Below are 16870 nucleotides of genomic sequence, written 5' to 3'. Positions count from 1 at the left end.
GTGTTTCCCCCTTGTTACACGTTACAGCTTAGTTGCCTTTGGCTTCCTTGCTATTCATTGAGACGCTTTCGAGCGCCTTTCGTGCCTGCTGTTTACGTAACAATTGCCAGTGGGCGATCACGCCTTTGGGCGCCCAGATCTGCGGTTCAGAGGCTTCGAAGTTGTCCGCCTGTTCACGTTCGGCCACATGCAACTGCGCCAGTTTGAAGGCTTGTTGCAAATCGTCGGTCTGGTTGAAGGCCTGGGCGAACAGGGCGTCGCCAAAGTAGGTGAAGTCCGCTTCCTCGGAACAACCGAAGGACACGCGATCCGCGCGCGAAGCGGTCATGATCAGGGTGTGTTCGTCTTTTAAGGCCGGGATAAACCCGCCGGAATAACAGGCGGAAATCACGATGATCTTGTCACGCTCCTTGAGCGGCGCAAGCACGGCGGCCAGCTCATCGGCGGGCAGGTCGGCCAGTTCCATGCGCGGCTGGTCGAGCACCAGTTCGTGTTCGTGGGTGCCGTGGCTGGTCATGTAGATAAACACCAGGTCTTGCGGCCCGGTGCGCTCGGCCAGGGTTTGCACGGCGCGGCGCAGGCTTTCGCGGGTAGCCAACGGGCGGTCGGCGATGTGGTCGCGATGGTTGACCAGGCGAATCTGCCCGCGCGCACCGAAGCGGGTGGCGAGCATGTTGCTGACGTAGTCGGCTTCGCGCAGGAACACGCTTTGTTTGCCATCGCCGGCCAATACGAGGGTGTACAGCTCGACAGCGGGCGTGGAGGGCGGCACGGCGGCGAGCGCGGCATCGAGCAGGCGGCCCTGGGCCAGTATGCCGACCTCAAGCGGGTCGGGCAGCAACTTGCCATCGGCATCGCGCACGCGCATGCCGTTGACCCAGGTGCCGGCCTGCACCGTGCCGTCGGTGAGCACCAGGGTGCCTTTGCCTTGATAGCTGTCGCTGTCGAAACCGCCGACATAGAAACTGCCGTCGGTGAGGTTCAGGCGGCCCTCGCCGCTGAAGCGCCATTCGCTGAACTGGCCCACGTAGTGGCTGCCGTCCACACCGATCAACTCGCCTTTGCCGCTGAGTGCGCCTTCCTTGAACTGGCCGATCCACACATCGCCGTCGGCGTTTTCATAACGGCCTTTGCCGTTGAGCTGGTTCTGTTTGAACTGGCCCACATAGATATCGCCGTCGGCACTGTTGAAGGTGCCGTTGCCTTCAAGCTGGCCATCGACAAAACGGCCGCTGAACTGGTTGCCGCTGTCGTCGTTGCGCTGGCCTTCGCCATTCGGTTTGCCGTGCACGAACTGGCCCTGGTACTGGCTGCCGTCGGCCAGCTCGAGGCGGCCAAGGCCGGAATATTGATCGTTTTTGAATTCGCCGCGATAGGTCATCTGCCCCTCTTTGAGGGTGCCTTCGCCGTTGCGTCGCCCGTTCTTGAAACCGCCGACGTAGCTGCTGCCCGCTGTGGTCAGGCTGCCCTGGCCGTCGAACAGGCCTTGCTGGAACTGGCCTTTGTAGACCTCGCCATTGCTGCCATGCCATTCGCCCTGGCCGTGCCACTGGCCTTTGTCGAACTGGCCGGCGTACCAACTGCCGTTGGGGTAGTCCACGCGGCCCTGGCCTTGCAGCAAACCGTTGACCACGTCACCCCGGTAACGGCCGCCGTCGGGCAGGCGCGCATCGGGCGGCAACAGCGATTCGCCGTCTCCGCAAGCGGTGAGCAACAGGGCAAGGGCAAGGGGGGCGAGTGGGCGCATAGCGGGATCCGGATAATTAAGCGCCGAGTATGCCGCAGCTGCGAGTTTCATACATAAATTTACATACACTGTGGCAAGGTTTATTGCCTCGCCACAGGCCCGGCCTTACACGAAGCAGAGTGACAGCGACTCGGCGATGTAAGCAGGTTTTTCCTGGCCTTCGATTTCCAGGGTGGCGGTGGCCTTAAATAGCCATTGGCCAGGTTTTTTCTCGGTCACGTCGGTGAGGGTGACGTTCAGGCGGACCTTGGAATCGACCTTCACCGGCTGGATAAAACGCACGCTGTCCAGGCCATAGTTGACGGCCATCTTCAGGCCTTCGGGCATGATCAGGATGTCTTCCATCAGCTTGGGCATCAGCGACAGCGACAGGAAACCGTGGGCGATGGTGCTGCCGAACGGGGTCTTGGCGGCTTTGACCGGGTCGACGTGGATGAACTGATGATCGCCGGTGGCTTCTGCGAACAGGTTGATACGCGCCTGGTCGATGGTGAGCCATTCGGAACGTCCCAGTTCCTTGCCGACATAATCTTTGAGCTGCGCTACAGGTACATAGGGCATTGCGACTCTCCTTGGTTCATCGATTCTGTTTTTATGGGTTACAGAGAACCAATGTAGATCATCATGGGCAACCCACCCGGTCAACCCACCATGCTTTTGGCGAATGCCGAAGCATACGGCGGGCGTGCTTATAATGCGTCCCAGCTTTAGAGGGGGAGAGAGCGATGCTGTTACGGGGCCTGACCTGGCTGGTGCTGTTCCAACTGATCGGCACCGCGATCAACCATTTGCTGTTGCCGGTGCTGCCGGGGCCGATCATCGGCTTGCTGCTGATGCTCGGTTTTTTGATCTGGCGCGGTGAAGTCGGCGAGCCCCTGAGTCTGGCCGCCAGCAGCCTCTTGCGTTACTTGCCGTTGCTGCTGGTGCCGCCAGCAGTGGGTGTAATGGTCTACGCCAAAGATATTGCCGCCGATTTCTGGGCCATCATCGGCGCGCTGGTGTTGTCGTTGGTGATCGCCATGGGCTTTGTCGGTGTGCTGATGCAGCGCATGGTCAAGCGCAAGGAGCACGATCAATGATCGGCGACTGGCAGGGCGCGTGGTCGGCCGTCATTCATCACCCCTTGTTCGGCATCGGCATCACCCTTGGCGCCTATCAGCTGGTGCTGGCGGCGTTCGAGAAAACCCGCTGGATCTTCCTGCAGCCGGTGCTGGTGTCGATGCTGCTGGTGATCGGCGTGTTGCTCAGTTGCGGCCTGACGTACGTCGAATACCGCAAGAGCACCGAGATCATGGGCATCCTGCTTGGCCCGGCGACGGTGGCGCTGGCGGTGCCGCTGTTCTTGAACCTGCGACGGATTCGTCAATTGTTCTGGCCGATTTTTACTACGCTGGTGTTAGGCGGCCTGGTGGCCACTGGCTTGTGTGTGCTGCTGGGCTGGTGGTTCGGCGCCGAACATATGATGCTGATGACCATGGCGCCCAAGTCGGTGACCTCGCCGATTGCCATGCTGGTGGCTGAACAGATCGGCGGCGTGGCCGCGCTGGCGGCCGTGTTTGTGCTGATTACCGGGGTGATTGGCGCGATGATCGGCCCGGCGTACCTGTCACGTCTGGGCGTGCACAGCCCCGAGGCGCGCGGCATGGCGTTGGGCATGACCGCCCACGCCGTCGGCACCTCGGTGGCCTTGCAGGAAAGTGAAGAGTGCGGCGCCTTTGCGGCGCTGGCGATGAGTCTGATGGGCGTGGGCACGGCGGTTTTCCTGCCGTTGGCCGTGTCGGTGATTGTTTAAACCAGGTTTAAGGAAACCTTTATGAGTCTGGCGCTGTTCCCGCTTAATACCGTGCTGTTCCCTGGCTGCACCCTCGACTTGCAACTGTTCGAGGCGCGCTACCTGGACATGATCAGCCGCTGTATGAAAAAGGGCGAAAGCTTTGGCGTGGTGTGCATCCTCGATGGCAAGGAAGTCGGCATGGCTCCGGACGGCTACGCGCTGATCGGCTGTGAAGCGCTGATCCGCGATTTCAAACAGCAGGACAACGGCCTGCTGGGCATTCGTGTCGAAGGCGGGCGGCGCTTTCGCGTGCGTGACGCCGGCGTGCAGAAGGACCAGTTGCTGGTGGCCGAGGTGCAATGGCTCGAAGAACTGCCCGACCAACCCCTGGAAGAAGAAGACGCCGACCTGCTGGCGTTGCTCCAAGCCCTGGCCGAGCACCCGATGGTGGCCTCGCTCGACATGGACGCGCATGCCGAGGGCCAGCAAGCCTTGGGCAATCAGCTGGCGTATCTGCTGCCGTTCACCGAGGCCGACAAGATCGACCTGCTGCAACTCGATGACCCGCAGCAGCGCCTGGATGCGATCCAGATGCTGCTCGACGAGTTGCAGGGCGAACTCTTTACTCAGTAGGCGTAGCGCAGCATCGCGTGGGGGGTGCCGGTGAGGGCGATAAAGCCCAGCACCGCGACGATGGCCGGCAGTAACAGCCACCAGGTTTTTTGCGGCATGGCCGGTAGCGGGGTTCGGTACTGGCTGATGGCCAGGCTGAAAGCGCACACCGTCATTGCCAGCAAGGTGCCGGCGAGGATGTCCGTCGGCCAATGCGCGCCCAGGTACACCCGCGACAAGGCAATGACGGCGGCGGGAATACAGCCCAGCAACATCCAGGTCAGGCGCAGGCGCGTCGGTTGCCCGCGCCCGGCCAGCACCGCCAGCGCGAGGAAAAAGGCAAACGCGCCGGAGGCGTGGCCGCTGGGCATGCTGAAACTGGTCAGTGGGTCGGTGAGGATTTCCGGGCGGCCACGGGCGAAAAACAGCTTGGTGCCGGTGTTGATCACCGCCGCCCCAGCCAGCGTGGCGCCGACGAACACGGCATGTCGCCATTGCCGCGCCACCAGCAGCAGGCCAGTGAAAATCGCGCTGGCGATAAACATCTTCCTGAATTCACCCAATTGGGTAATCCGCACCATCACCTCGTCCAGCCACGGGCTGCGATGTTCCTGGACCAGCGCACTGAGGCCCTGGTCGAAGTGGTTGAGGTGGGGATAGCCGATAAACAAGGCGATCAACAAGGTCAGGCTGGCGCAACCGACCCACAAGGTGGCGCGACGATGGCCGCGCAGGCTGCTGTTCAAGCTCAGCCCCAGCAACACCGCGATACACCCGGCCACAATCCCGGCCTCCAGCCAGAAACCTTCCGGCAGCGGCAGGCGGAAGGCGGCGCCGGTGGCCCAGCCCGGCAGCAGGTAGGCCACCGCCCAGCCGGCGGCGGCCACAATGCTCACGGCGGCAAAACGTGGGAACGGCATGTCGCACATGCCCGCCACCATTGGCAGCATGGGGCGCAGCGGGCCGATGAAACGCCCGACCAGCAGGCTGGCGATGCCGTACTTGTGGAAGTAGGTTTCGGCGCCGTTCATCCATTCCGGGTGGTGGCGTAAACCGGGCAAACGCCGGATATTCTGATGGAAGTGTCGGCCGAGGTAGTAGGAAACTCCGTCGCCGAGCAAGCCGCCGAGAAAGCCCAGCAGCAAGGTTTCACTCAATGACAGCGCGCCGCTGCCGGCCAGGGCCGCAATGGCAAACAGCAATACCGTGCCTGGCACGATAAGACCGGCGATGGCCAGGCACTCCACGCACGCGACGATAAATACCGCCACCGCCAGCCATTCGGGGTTCAGGGTGAGCCAGCCGGTAATGCTATCGAGCCATTGGCCCATAAAACGTCACTCCATTTGTGTCGGCAGTGGCGATCAACTGTGGGAGCTGGCTTGCCTGCGATGGCGGCGTGTCAGTCACCTCGAGAGTGAATGTTCAACCGCTATCGCAGGCAAGCCAGCTCCCACATTCGATCTGCTGGGCTGCTTCAGTCTGTTCAAATCAAAAAATAATCACGGCCTTCGACCTGGCCCCGACGCAGCGGGTTCCGGGTGCAATACGGCGCATAACCCGCATCCACAAAGCGGTACATCAGGTGTTCATCGCGCCCGCTGGGGATGCCCAGGCGGGTGGTCTGGATGATTTGTGTCGGGGTTTGGCCAACGTCTTCAACAAACAGCAGTTCCTGATCGAAGCGCTTGGCGTCCCACATCGGCACTTTCAGGCCCAGCGCCTTACACAGCAGCGTTTGGCCGGCGCAGAGTTTTTGCGATGGGCGCGGGTGGCCGTTGGCGTCCGGGTTGTTGAGCAGCATCTGCGCCAGGCTTGCCGGGCCGGACACTTCATCGACCCACGGATAAGCCGATTTGATCAGCACCGCATTGCCGGGGCCGTGAGCGCTGAAGTTCAGCGAGTCGCCGCCACGGGCGTAATACATGTAGATGTGCCCACCATCCAGAAACAAAGCCTTACGCTTTTCTGTGTAACCGAGTGAGGCATGGCTGCCTTTTTCGGCCACGTAATAGGCTTCGGTTTCGATAATTCGCGCCGAAAGCCAGGTTTCACCGACGCGGTGGCGGATGACTTTGCCGAGCAATTCGCGCGCAAGTAGTTGCGCGTCACGGTCGAAGAAGCTGTCGGGCAGGGCGCTGGCGGGCAGTTGGGGGGCAAAACTGGACATGGCGGTAAGGGTTAATACGGCTAAATGTGACCGAATAATAACAACTCCCACCTTAATTACCGCTGAACCCCAAGTTTTTACAGTTCATTTCGACCATCCGCCCCTCACCGCTGTCAGTCGGGCGGCGTCACAGCTATAATCTGCCGCTTTCCTCTTTGCCAAGACTCCCTGACCATGACTGAGTCCGTTCTTGACTACATGACCCGCCTGGGTCGCGCTGCCCGGCAGGCCTCGCGGTTGATCGCCCGTGCGAGCACTGCGCAGAAGAACCGTGCCCTGCTGGCTGCCGCCGATGCTCTGGATGCTTCGCGCTCCGAGCTGGCCGCCGCCAACGAGCTGGACCTGGCCAACGGCCGTGCCAATGGCCTGGAACCCGCGCTGCTGGACCGCCTGGCGCTGACGCCTGTACGTATCGACGACATGATCGAAGGCCTGCGTCAGGTGGCCAAGCTGCCTGACCCCATCGGTGAAATCCGCGATATGCGTTACCTGCCGTCCGGTATTCAGGTGGGCAAGATGCGCGTGCCCCTGGGCGTGATCGGCATCATCTATGAGTCGCGCCCCAACGTGACCATCGACGCCGCGAGCCTGTGCCTCAAGTCGGGCAACGCCACCATCCTGCGTGGCGGTTCCGAGGCGATCCATTCCAACCGCGCCATTGCTGTGTGCATCCAGCAAGGCCTGGCCGTGGCCGAGTTGCCGGCTGAAGTGGTGCAGGTGGTGGAAACCACCGACCGCGCCGCCGTGGGCGCGTTGATCACCATGCCGGAATTCGTCGACGTGATCGTGCCGCGCGGTGGCAAGAGCCTGATCGAACGCGTCAGCCGTGATGCCAAGGTGCCGGTCATCAAGCACTTGGACGGCGTGTGCCATGTGTACATCGACATCGCGGCCGACCTCGACAAGGCGATCCGCATCGCCGACAACGCCAAGACCCACCGCTACGCCCCGTGCAACACCATGGAAACCTTGCTGGTGCACGCTGGCATTGCCGCGCGCGTGCTGCCGCCGCTGGCTGCCATCTACCGTGACAAGGGCGTGGAACTGCGCGGCTGCGAACGCACCCGTACGCTGCTGGGTGCGGACGTGATCGAAGCGACTGAAGAAGACTGGTACACCGAGTACACGGCGCCGATCCTGTCGGTCCGCATCGTCGACGACCTGGACCAGGCCATCGAACACATCAATAAATACGGCTCCAAGCACACCGACGCTATTGTTTCCGAGCATTTCAGCGATGCCCGGCGTTTCCTTACCGAAGTGGATTCCGCCTCGGTGATGATCAACGCCTCGACGCGTTTTGCCGATGGCTTCGAGTATGGCCTGGGGGCGGAGATCGGCATTTCCACCGACAAGCTCCACGCACGCGGTCCGGTTGGCCTGGAAGGCCTGACCAGCGAGAAGTACGTGGTGTTCGGCGATGGTCATGTGCGCACTTGATGGGTAAACGCATCGGGCTGCTCGGCGGCACCTTCGACCCCGTGCACATCGGCCATTTGCGCAGTGCCCTGGAAGTCGCGGATGCCCTCGCGCTGGATGAGTTGCGCGTGATGCCCAATGCGCGCCCGCCCCATCGCGATATGCCGCAGGTGTCTGCGCAGCAACGCCTGGAAATGGTGCGCCTGGCTGTAGAAGGTATACCGCCGCTGGTGGTGGACGACCGCGAACTCAAACGCGATAAACCGTCCTACACTGTCGACACCCTGGAACTGATGCGCGCCGAGTTGGCCGCAGATGACCAGTTGTTTCTGCTTTTGGGCTGGGACGCATTTTGCGGCCTGCCCTCTTGGCATCGCTGGGAGGAACTCCTCCAGCATTGCCACATCCTGGTTTTGCAACGCCCGGATGCCGACAGCGAACCGCCGGATGCCTTGCGCAACCTGCTGGCCGCGCGGTCGGTAAGTGACCCCTTGGCCCTGACCGGGCCGAACGGGAATATTGCATTCGTCTGGCAGACCCCGCTTGCGGTGTCCGCCACCCAGATCCGTCAACTGCTGGCCAGCGGGAAGTCGGTACGTTTCCTGGTGCCTGACGCGGTCCTGGCCTACATCGATGCGCACGGGCTTTACCGTGCGTCGAACTGAAAAGGCGCGCTTGATCGCACGAACATTCGTGCAGCGAGCGCCCGAACATACGAGCAAAACGAGTTTTATATGACGAACAAAGACGTAAGCAAAGTTAAGCGCAAAGGCACTTTCAAAAGCGCCCCGCTGCCAGTAGAAGCGCACACCGGCCCTGAGCTGGCTGGCGAAGAGCTGGTAAAAGTCGCCGTAGCTGCCCTGGAAGACGTTAAAGCCCAGGACATCCAGGTGCTGGACGTGCGTGACAAGCAAAGCATCACCGATTTCATGATCATTGCTACCGGTACCTCCAACCGCCAGATCGGCGCGATGCTCGACAAGGTTCGCGAAGCCGTCAAAGCTCAAGGCGTCAAGCCGCTGGGTGAAGAAGGCAAGGGCGACAGCGACTGGGTACTGCTGGACATGGACGACGTGATCGTTCACATGATGACCAGCAACGCCCGTCAGTTCTACGACCTGGAGCGTCTGTGGAAAGGCGCCGAGCAGAGCCGCGCGGCTGATGGCAAGCACCACAGCCCGGAAGTGGGCCACGCGCACTTCGACAAGCTCAACAAAGACCAGGAATAAGGAACGGCTGTGCGCCTGCGTCTGATCGCTGTCGGTTCACGCATGCCCAAGTGGGTGGAAGAAGGCTGGCACGAGTATGCCAAGCGTCTGCCCGCTGAGCTGTCGCTGGAGCTGGTGGAAATACCGCTCAACACCCGGGGCAAGAATGCCGACGTGGCGCGCTTTATCCGTCAGGAAGGCGAAGCCATGCTGGCCAAGGTCGGCCCCAATGAGCGCATCGTCACCCTCGAGGTGCACGGCAAGCCCTGGAGCACCGAGCAGTTGGCGGTGGAACTGGACCGCTGGCGCCTGGACTCGCGTACCGTCAACTTCATGGTCGGCGGCCCCGAAGGGCTGGCGCCGGAAGTCTGCGCGCGGGCGGACCAGCGCTGGTCGCTGTCGGCACTCACGTTGCCGCACCCGTTGGTAAGGATTCTGATCGGTGAACAGCTGTATCGCGCCTGGACAGTTCTGTCCGGGCACCCTTACCACAAATAATCTGCGCCATTGCCGATGACCCAGCCGATCCGCATCAAGGACCACGAGAAAGACGCACGTCTGGTACGCGCACGCGTGGTGTTTGGCGCTTTTTTGGTGGTGGGTCTGATTGCGGTGCTGATTGCGCGCCTGTATTACCTGCAGGTGATCCAGTACGACTATCACTCCACCTTGTCGGAAAACAACCGGGTGCATGTGCAGCCGATCCCGCCGACCCGTGGGCTGATTTTCGACCGCAATGGCGTGGTGGTGGCGGATAACCGGCCCAGCTTCAGCCTGAGCATGACCCGCGAGCGTTCCGGCGACTGGCAGCAGATCCTCGATGTAATCGTGGAGGTGCTGCAACTGACGCCGGAAGACCGGGTGATCTTCGAAAAACGCATGAGGCAGGGGCGGCGGCCATTCGAGCCGGTGCCGATCCTGTTCGAGCTCAACGAAGAACAGATCGCGCGCATTGCGGTGAACCAGTTCCGTTTGCCGGGCGTAGAGGTGGTGGCGCAGTTGGTGCGGCATTACCCGCAAGGCGCGCACTTTGCGCACTCCGTGGGCTACATGGGGCGCATCAATGAGAAAGAGCTTAAAAGCCTCGATCCGGTGAATTACAGCGGCACCCACCATATTGGCAAAACCGGCATCGAGCGGTTCTACGAGCCGGAGTTGCACGGCCAGGTGGGTTACGAAGAAGTCGAGACCAACGCCCGTGGCCGCGTGCTGCGCGTGCTCAAGCGCACCGACCCGATCCCTGGCAAAGACATTGTGTTGAGCCTGGACATCAAGTTGCAGGAAGCGGCGGAGATGGCCCTGGGCGGTCGTCGTGGCGCCGTGGTGGCGCTTAACCCGTCCACTGGCGAAGTGCTGGCGATGGTTAGCCAGCCGAGTTTCGACCCGAACCTGTTTGTGACCGGTATCAGCTTCAAGGCCTATGCCGAGTTACGTGATTCCATCGACCGGCCGTTGTTCAACCGCGTACTGCGCGGGCTGTATCCGCCGGGTTCGACCATAAAGCCGGCGGTGGCGATTGCCGGCCTGGATTCGGGTGTGGTCACGGCTTCGAGCCGCGTGTACGACCCGGGCTACTACATGCTGCCCAACTACGATCACAAATACCGTAACTGGAACCGCACCGGTGACGGCTATGTCGACCTGGACACCGCGATCATGCGCTCCAACGACACCTATTTTTATGACCTGGCCCACAAGCTGGGGATTGATCGGCTGTCTGCCTATATGGGCAAGTTCGGCCTCGGTCAGAAAGTCTCCCTGGATATGTTCGAAGAATCCCCTGGCCTGATGCCATCGCGCGAGTGGAAGCGTGCGACCCGTCGCCAGGCGTGGTTCCCGGGCGAAACCCTGATCCTCGGCATCGGCCAGGGCTATATGCAGGCCACGCCATTGCAACTGGCCCAGGCCACCGCGCTGGTGGCCAACAAAGGCGTGTGGAACCGCCCGCACCTGGCCAAGACCATCGAAGGTCAGAAGCCTGTGGATGAAAACCCGATTCCCGACATCGTGCTGCGCGACCCGTCCGACTGGGCCAAGGTCAACCACGGCATGCAGCAAGTGATGCACGGCGCCCGAGGCACGGCGCGCAAGGCCGCAGCCGGTGCGCAATACCGCATTGCCGGCAAAAGCGGTACGGCCCAGGTGGTTGCGATCAAGCAGGGCGAGAAATACGACCGCTCCAAGGTTCAGGAACGGCACCGCGACCACGCCTTGTTTGTCGGCTTTGCGCCGGCCGACGACCCGAAAATCGTGGTGGCGGTGATGGTCGAGAACGGCGAGTCCGGCTCCGGCGTCGCGGCGCCGGTGGTGCGTCAGATCATGGACGCTTGGCTGTTGGCCGACGACGGCAGGCTTAAATCCGAATATGGCGGCCCCCCTTCAAGCACCGAGGTTACGGCCCGTGAAGAGTAATTTTGACCGCATCCTCTCCAGTGAGGATGTGATGCGTCGCCGTGCGACGTTGTTGCAACGCATGCACATTGATGGCCCGCTGCTGATCCTGCTGCTGACCTTGGCGGCCGGCAGCCTGTTCGTGCTGTATTCGGCCAGCGGCAAGAACTGGGACTTGCTGATCAAGCAGGCGTCGTCGTTCGGCCTGGGTCTGTTGTCGATGGTGGTGATCGCCCAGTTGGAACCACGCTTCATGGCGCGCTGGGTGCCCTTGGGGTATGTCGTCGGCGTATTGCTGCTGGTGGTGGTGGATGTCATGGGCCACAACGCCATGGGCGCGACGCGCTGGATCAACATACCCGGGGTGATTCGCTTCCAGCCATCGGAATTCCTCAAGATCCTGATGCCGGCGACCATCGCCTGGTACCTGTCCAAGCGCACCTTGCCGCCGCAACTCAAGCACGTGGGGGTGAGCCTGATCCTGATCGGCGTGCCGTTTATCCTGATCGTGCGCCAGCCCGACCTCGGCACCTCGCTGCTGATCCTCGCGGGCGGCGCGTTCGTGCTGTTTATGGGCGGCCTGCGCTGGCGCTGGATCCTCAGCGTGCTGGCCGCCGCCATCCCGGTCGCCGTGGCGATGTGGTTCTTCTTTATGCACGACTACCAGAAGCAGCGGATCCTGACCTTCCTTGACCCGGAAAGCGACCCGCTGGGCACTGGCTGGAACATTATCCAGTCCAAAGCCGCCATCGGTTCCGGTGGCGTATTTGGTAAGGGCTGGTTGCTGGGCACGCAGTCGCATCTGGACTTTTTGCCCGAGAGCCACACCGACTTCATTATTGCTGTATTGGGCGAAGAGTTCGGCCTGGTGGGCATTTGCGCCCTGTTGCTGATCTATGTGTTGTTGATTGGTCGCGGCCTGGTGATTACCGCCCAGGCGCAGACGCTGTTCGGCAAATTGCTCGCCGGGAGCCTGACCATGACTTTTTTTGTTTACGTTTTCGTCAACATCGGTATGGTCAGTGGCCTGTTGCCGGTGGTTGGGGTGCCGTTGCCGTTCATTAGCTACGGCGGAACTTCGCTGGTGACATTGATGTCAGCGTTTGGGGTTTTGATGTCGATTCACACGCATCGCAAGTGGATCGCTCAGGTTTGAATAAGGTGAAGATGTCAATGCAAGTAATGCGCGGCTGGGCGACTCGGCACGCGTCCTGGATGGGCCTGATTGGGCTGCTGGGCGCGACGCAAGAGGTGCAGGCCGGTGACTACGATGGTTCACCCCAGGTCGCCGAATTTGTCGGTGAAATGACCCGCGACTACGGTTTCGCCGGTGAACAACTGATGGGCGTATTCCGCGAAGCCCAGCGCAAGCAGGCGATCCTCGACGCGATCTCGCGTCCCGCCGAGCGCGTCAAACAGTGGAAAGACTACCGCCCGATGTTCCTCACCGACGCCCGTGTGGCGCGGGGCGTGGACTTCTGGCGCCAGCACGAAGCCGTGCTGGCGCGCGCCGAGCAGGAATACGGTGTGCCGGCCCAGGTGATCGTCGCCATCATCGGCATCGAAACCTTCTACGGGCGCAACACCGGCAGCTATCGGGTGATCGACGCCTTGTCGACCCTGGGCTTCGATTACCCGCCGCGTGCCGAGTTTTTCCGCAAGGAGCTGCGTGAATTCCTGTTGCTGGCCCGCGAAGAGCAGGTCGACCCGCTGACCCTCAAGGGCTCCTACGCCGGTGCGATGGGCCTGCCGCAGTTTATGCCGAGCAGTTTCCGGGCGTACGCGGTGGATTTCGACGGCGACGGCCACATCAATATCTGGAGCAACCCGGACGATGCCATTGGCAGCGTGGCCAGCTACTTCAAGCGCCATGGCTGGGTGGCCGGCGAACCGGTGGTGATCCGCGCCGATGTCACGGGCGATCGCGCCGACGAAGGTTTGACCCAAGGTATTGAGCCGGTCAAGACCGTCGGGGAGTTGCGAGCGCTGGGCTGGTCGAGTCAGAATGCGCCACGCGATGATATGCCGGTGACGGCGTTCCGCCTGGAAGGCGCAAATGGCCCGGAATACTGGATGGGCCTGAAGAATTTTTACGCAATCACGCGTTATAACCGCAGTGTGATGTACGCCATGGCCGTGCATCAGCTGTCAGACATGCTGGTCCAAGCACGGGGCAACAAGTAATGCGGGTATCGCCGTTCCAAAAACCGCTCAAGCTGGTGGCGTTCGCCGCGTTGTCCTTGCTGGTTGTCAGTTGCTCCTCCACCACCAGTCGCGCCCCGGCGCAGAAGGGCGGGGCTATCGTCCGCGCCCAGCCGGGCCTGGACATCAACCGCGCGCACAAAGACGGCGCGCCGTGGTGGGATGTCGACGTATCGAAGATCCCGGACGCCACGCCCACCCTGCACACCGGGCCTTACAAAGCCAACCCGTATACCGTGCTGGGCAAGAATTACTTTCCGCTGCAGGAATCCAGGACCTACTCGCAAACGGGCACGGCGTCCTGGTATGGCACCAAATTCCATGGCCAGAACACCGCCAACGGCGAAGTCTATGACCTGTACGGCATGAGCGCGGCCCACAAGACCTTGCCGCTGCCCAGCTATGTACGCGTGACCAACCTGGACAACAACCGCACGGTGATCCTGCGGGTCAACGACCGTGGGCCGTTTTATTCGGACCGGATCATCGACTTGTCCTACGCCGCCGCGAAGAAACTCGGTTATGCCGAAACCGGCACCGCGCGCGTGAAAGTCGAAGGTATCGACCCCGCGCAGTACTGGGCTCAGCGTGGCAAACCGGCACCCTTGATGCTCAACGAGCCGCAAACCCCGCAACCGCAAGTGACCGCCTCGACCGGCAAGATCGAGCAGTGGACGCCGCCACCGGCGCAGCACGCACCGGACACAGTAGTGGTGCCGCATGCAGCGCCAGGGGCATCTACAGTCGGTGGCCAGTACCTGCAGGTCGGCGCTTTCGCCAACCCGGATGCGGCAGAACTGTTAAGGTCCAAGCTCAGCGGCATGGTCAGCGCGCCCGTATTTATCAGCTCCATCGTGCGTAACCAGCAAACCCTGCACCGTGTACGCATGGGGCCGATTGGTTCGCCAAGCGAAGTGGCGCAAGTACAGAACAGCGTGCGCCTGGCCAACCTGGGGCAACCCAGCGTCGTCACTGCTGAATAAGTAAAGGATTGATGGTTCAGGTTCGCCTGAACCCAGGTTGTTGGCTCGTGAACAATAAAAACCCAGGGGCAAGGGGTGAGCGGGCAACCGAACACGCGACAGTCTGGCAGCGGGCTGTCTGAATAGTTTTGCCCGCGAGGGCAAGTTTCCATAAGCAATTTCGAGAGACGGATGAACATCACCACCTTAGCCAAACGCACGTGCCTGCTTCTTTCGCTGATCATCACCCCGGCCGCCTGGGCGGTTGAAATGGTGCCAGCTTCCCCGCAACTGGCCGCCAAGGCCTGGGTCCTCATGGATGCCGCCAGCGGCAACGTGCTGGTCGAGAACAACGGTGACCAGCGCCTGCCCCCGGCCAGCCTGACCAAACTGATGACGGCCTACATCGCGACCCTGGAAATCCGTCGCGGCCAGATCGGCGAGAATGACCCGGTTACCGTCAGCGAAAACGCCTGGCGCACCGGCGGTTCGCGGATGTTCATCAAGGTCGGTTCGCAGGTTACCGTCAGCGACCTGCTGCACGGCATCATCATCCAGTCCGGTAACGACGCCAGCGTGGCCCTGTCCGAGCACATCGCCGGCAGCGAAGACGCATTCGCCGACTTGATGAACAAGACCGCCGGCGACCTGGGCATGACCAACAGCCACTTCATGAACCCGACCGGCCTGCCGAACCCAGAGCACTACTCGTCGGCTCACGACATGGCCGTGCTGGCTCGCGCGATCATCCGTGTCGACCCGGTGCACTACGCGATCTACTCCCAGAAGGAATTCTTCTGGAACAACATCAAGCAGCCTAACCGTAACCTGCTGCTGTGGCGTGACAAGACCGTCGACGGTCTGAAAACCGGCCACACCGACGAAGCCGGCTACTGCATGGTGTCTTCGGCTGTACGTGACGGCCAGCGCCTGATCGCCGTGGTCTTCGGCACCAACAGCGAGCAGGCCCGTGCGGCCGAGACGCAAAAACTGCTGACTTACGGCTTCCGCTTCTTCGAAACCCAGACCTTCTACCAGAAGGGCGCTGAGCTGGCTCAAGCCCCGGTATGGAAAGGCGCGACCCATCAAGTCAAGGCCGGCCTGGCCGATGACCTGACCCTGACCATGCCTAAAGGCCAGCTGAAAAAGCTCGCTGCCAGCATGACCATGAACCCGCAATTGGTAGCTCCAATCGCCAAGGGTGACGTGATCGGTAAAGTCGAAGTGAAGCTCGATGACAAGGTGGTGCACAGCGCCGACCTGATCGCACTGGACGCCGTTGACGAAGGTGGTATCTTCCGCCGCGTGTGGGATAGCATCCGTCTATTCTTCTACGGCTTGTTCAACTGATTGTGCGCACCTGCAAAGCCCCGCGTTGATCCAGCGCGGGGCTTTGCCCGTCGCCACGGCTTAGCGCTTACGAGGCTGTTCTGCCATGACCGATAAAGAAGTAGAAGTAAAGGCGCCAAAGATCGAATTCCCCAACGTGGACTATCCCGTCAAGGTGATCAGCGATACCGGTGTGGGCAACAAAGACAAGATTCTCGAGATCGTGCGTAAACACGCGACGATCAACGACAACCGGGTGGACGAGCGTTTGAGCTCCAACGGTAAATACACCACGATCCAGTTGCACATCGTTGCGACCGGTCAAGACCAGCTCTACGACATCAACAGTGAACTGCGGGCCACCGGCTTCGTACACATGGTGTTGTGATGTCACAGGTTTTGGGCTTTCGCGAGCTCGGCCGGATGGCCTACGAGCCGGTCTGGCATGCCATGCAGCGCTTCACCAACGAGCGCGGCAGCTCGGCCCCGGATGAAATCTGGCTGGTGGAACACCCGCCGGTCTTCACCCAGGGCCAGGCCGGCAAGGCTGAGCACCTGCTGCTGCCGGGTGATATTCCGGTGGTGCAGGTCGACCGAGGTGGCCAAGTGACTTACCATGGCCCTGGTCAGCTGGTGGCCTATTTGCTGCTGGACGTGCGCAAGCTGGGTTTTGGCGTGCGTGACTTGGTGAGCCGCATGGAGGCTTGCCTGATCGAGCTGTTGGCCAGTTACGGCGTGACTGCCGCGGCCAAGCCCGATGCACCCGGTGTATACGTGGACGGCGCGAAAATCGCCTCTCTCGGGTTGCGCATTCGCCATGGTTGTTCCTTTCATGGCCTGGCCCTGAATGTGGACATGGACCTGGCGCCGTTTCGGCGCATCAACCCGTGCGGTTACGCCGGGCTGGCGATGACTCAACTGAGCGACCACGCCACACCGATTAAATTTGCCGAGGTAAGTGCCCGGCTGCGTGCGCAGCTCGTCAAACACCTCGACTATGCTGAGCAGACGACCCTTACGGGCGGAATCGACTGATTATGACTACTGATGCAGTGC

At 61.5% G+C, this 16870-nt stretch carries 18 protein-coding genes; 14 read left to right on the top strand and 4 right to left on the bottom strand.

Annotation, left to right across the window (positions count from 1 at the left end; genetic code table 11):
* Positions 1 to 28: 28 nt before the first annotated feature.
* The gene (locus tag K0H48_RS23755) at positions 29 to 1747 is read right to left on the bottom strand and encodes a C13 family peptidase (protein ID WP_219269420.1); all 1719 of its coding nucleotides are present in this window, start codon (positions 1745 to 1747) and stop codon (positions 29 to 31) included.
* A 105-nt stretch (positions 1748 to 1852) separates the two neighbouring features.
* Positions 1853 to 2308, bottom strand: a complete 456-nt coding sequence (locus K0H48_RS23750; protein WP_034117724.1) for a MaoC family dehydratase — start codon at positions 2306 to 2308, stop codon at positions 1853 to 1855.
* Positions 2309 to 2472: 164 nt separating this feature from the next.
* Here K0H48_RS23750 and K0H48_RS23745 point away from each other — a divergent pair, with 164 nt between their 5' ends.
* From K0H48_RS23745 to K0H48_RS23735, 3 genes are read left to right on the top strand one after another with little or no spacing between them, the layout of a single operon-like run.
* The gene (locus tag K0H48_RS23745; RefSeq protein ID WP_219269419.1) at positions 2473 to 2826 is read left to right on the top strand and encodes a CidA/LrgA family protein; all 354 of its coding nucleotides are present in this window, start codon (positions 2473 to 2475) and stop codon (positions 2824 to 2826) included.
* Positions 2823 to 3539 (top strand): LrgB family protein, encoded by a 717-nt coding sequence (locus K0H48_RS23740; RefSeq protein ID WP_219269418.1) that lies wholly within the window; start codon positions 2823 to 2825, stop codon positions 3537 to 3539. The genes K0H48_RS23745 and K0H48_RS23740 overlap by 4 nt, the downstream gene beginning before the upstream one ends.
* A gap of 21 nt (positions 3540 to 3560) precedes the next feature.
* The gene (locus tag K0H48_RS23735) at positions 3561 to 4154 is read left to right on the top strand and encodes an LON peptidase substrate-binding domain-containing protein (protein WP_017136044.1); all 594 of its coding nucleotides are present in this window, start codon (positions 3561 to 3563) and stop codon (positions 4152 to 4154) included.
* Here the strand turns inward: K0H48_RS23735 and K0H48_RS23730 are convergent.
* The gene (locus K0H48_RS23730; protein WP_219269417.1) at positions 4148 to 5464 is read right to left on the bottom strand and encodes a bifunctional DedA family/phosphatase PAP2 family protein; all 1317 of its coding nucleotides are present in this window, start codon (positions 5462 to 5464) and stop codon (positions 4148 to 4150) included. The genes K0H48_RS23735 and K0H48_RS23730 overlap by 7 nt on opposite strands.
* Positions 5465 to 5619: 155 nt before the next feature.
* Positions 5620 to 6303, bottom strand: a complete 684-nt coding sequence (locus tag K0H48_RS23725) for a DNA-3-methyladenine glycosylase (protein WP_219269416.1) — start codon at positions 6301 to 6303, stop codon at positions 5620 to 5622.
* Positions 6304 to 6477: 174 nt separating this feature from the next.
* Between K0H48_RS23725 and K0H48_RS23720 the strand changes: the two genes are divergently transcribed.
* The 11 genes from K0H48_RS23720 (at position 6478) to lipB (ending at position 16849) form a co-directional block, all read left to right on the top strand.
* Positions 6478 to 7743 (top strand): glutamate-5-semialdehyde dehydrogenase, encoded by a 1266-nt coding sequence (locus K0H48_RS23720; protein WP_219269415.1) that lies wholly within the window; start codon positions 6478 to 6480, stop codon positions 7741 to 7743.
* Positions 7743 to 8387 carry a nicotinate-nucleotide adenylyltransferase gene (gene nadD, locus K0H48_RS23715; protein ID WP_017136048.1) on the top strand — a complete coding sequence of 215 codons (645 nt, stop codon included), beginning with the start codon at positions 7743 to 7745 and terminating at the stop codon, positions 8385 to 8387. Before K0H48_RS23720 ends, nadD begins: the two co-directional genes overlap by 1 nt.
* A 69-nt stretch (positions 8388 to 8456) precedes the next feature.
* Entirely contained in the window at positions 8457 to 8951 is a 495-nt protein-coding gene (gene rsfS, locus K0H48_RS23710) for a ribosome silencing factor (RefSeq protein ID WP_003215432.1), read from the top strand.
* A gap of 9 nt (positions 8952 to 8960) precedes the next feature.
* Positions 8961 to 9428, top strand: a complete 468-nt coding sequence (gene rlmH, locus K0H48_RS23705; protein WP_003176297.1) for a 23S rRNA (pseudouridine(1915)-N(3))-methyltransferase RlmH — start codon at positions 8961 to 8963, stop codon at positions 9426 to 9428.
* Between the two features lie 15 nt (positions 9429 to 9443).
* Positions 9444 to 11342 (top strand): penicillin-binding protein 2, encoded by a 1899-nt coding sequence (gene mrdA, locus K0H48_RS23700; RefSeq protein WP_219269414.1) that lies wholly within the window; start codon positions 9444 to 9446, stop codon positions 11340 to 11342.
* A gap of 31 nt (positions 11343 to 11373) precedes the next feature.
* Positions 11374 to 12477, top strand: a complete 1104-nt coding sequence (gene rodA, locus K0H48_RS23695; RefSeq protein WP_065911239.1) for a rod shape-determining protein RodA — start codon at positions 11374 to 11376, stop codon at positions 12475 to 12477.
* Positions 12478 to 12494: 17 nt separating this feature from the next.
* Positions 12495 to 13505, top strand: a complete 1011-nt coding sequence (mltB, locus tag K0H48_RS23690; protein ID WP_138813693.1) for a lytic murein transglycosylase B — start codon at positions 12495 to 12497, stop codon at positions 13503 to 13505.
* Positions 13505 to 14506 (top strand): septal ring lytic transglycosylase RlpA family protein, encoded by a 1002-nt coding sequence (locus K0H48_RS23685; RefSeq protein WP_219269413.1) that lies wholly within the window; start codon positions 13505 to 13507, stop codon positions 14504 to 14506. The genes mltB and K0H48_RS23685 overlap by 1 nt, the downstream gene beginning before the upstream one ends.
* A 171-nt stretch (positions 14507 to 14677) precedes the next feature.
* Positions 14678 to 15835, top strand: a complete 1158-nt coding sequence (locus K0H48_RS23680) for a D-alanyl-D-alanine carboxypeptidase family protein (RefSeq protein ID WP_017136053.1) — start codon at positions 14678 to 14680, stop codon at positions 15833 to 15835.
* Between the two features lie 85 nt (positions 15836 to 15920).
* The gene (locus K0H48_RS23675; RefSeq protein ID WP_017136054.1) at positions 15921 to 16202 is read left to right on the top strand and encodes a DUF493 domain-containing protein; all 282 of its coding nucleotides are present in this window, start codon (positions 15921 to 15923) and stop codon (positions 16200 to 16202) included.
* Positions 16202 to 16849 carry a lipoyl(octanoyl) transferase LipB gene (gene lipB, locus K0H48_RS23670; protein WP_219269412.1) on the top strand — a complete coding sequence of 216 codons (648 nt, stop codon included), beginning with the start codon at positions 16202 to 16204 and terminating at the stop codon, positions 16847 to 16849. Before K0H48_RS23675 ends, lipB begins: the two co-directional genes overlap by 1 nt.
* Positions 16850 to 16870 lie beyond the last annotated feature (21 nt).

The organism is Pseudomonas sp. Xaverov 259 (genome assembly GCF_019352915.1).
Classification (GTDB): Bacteria; Pseudomonadota; Gammaproteobacteria; order Pseudomonadales; family Pseudomonadaceae; genus Aquipseudomonas.
This window is presented reverse-complemented; position numbering and strand designations above follow the sequence as displayed.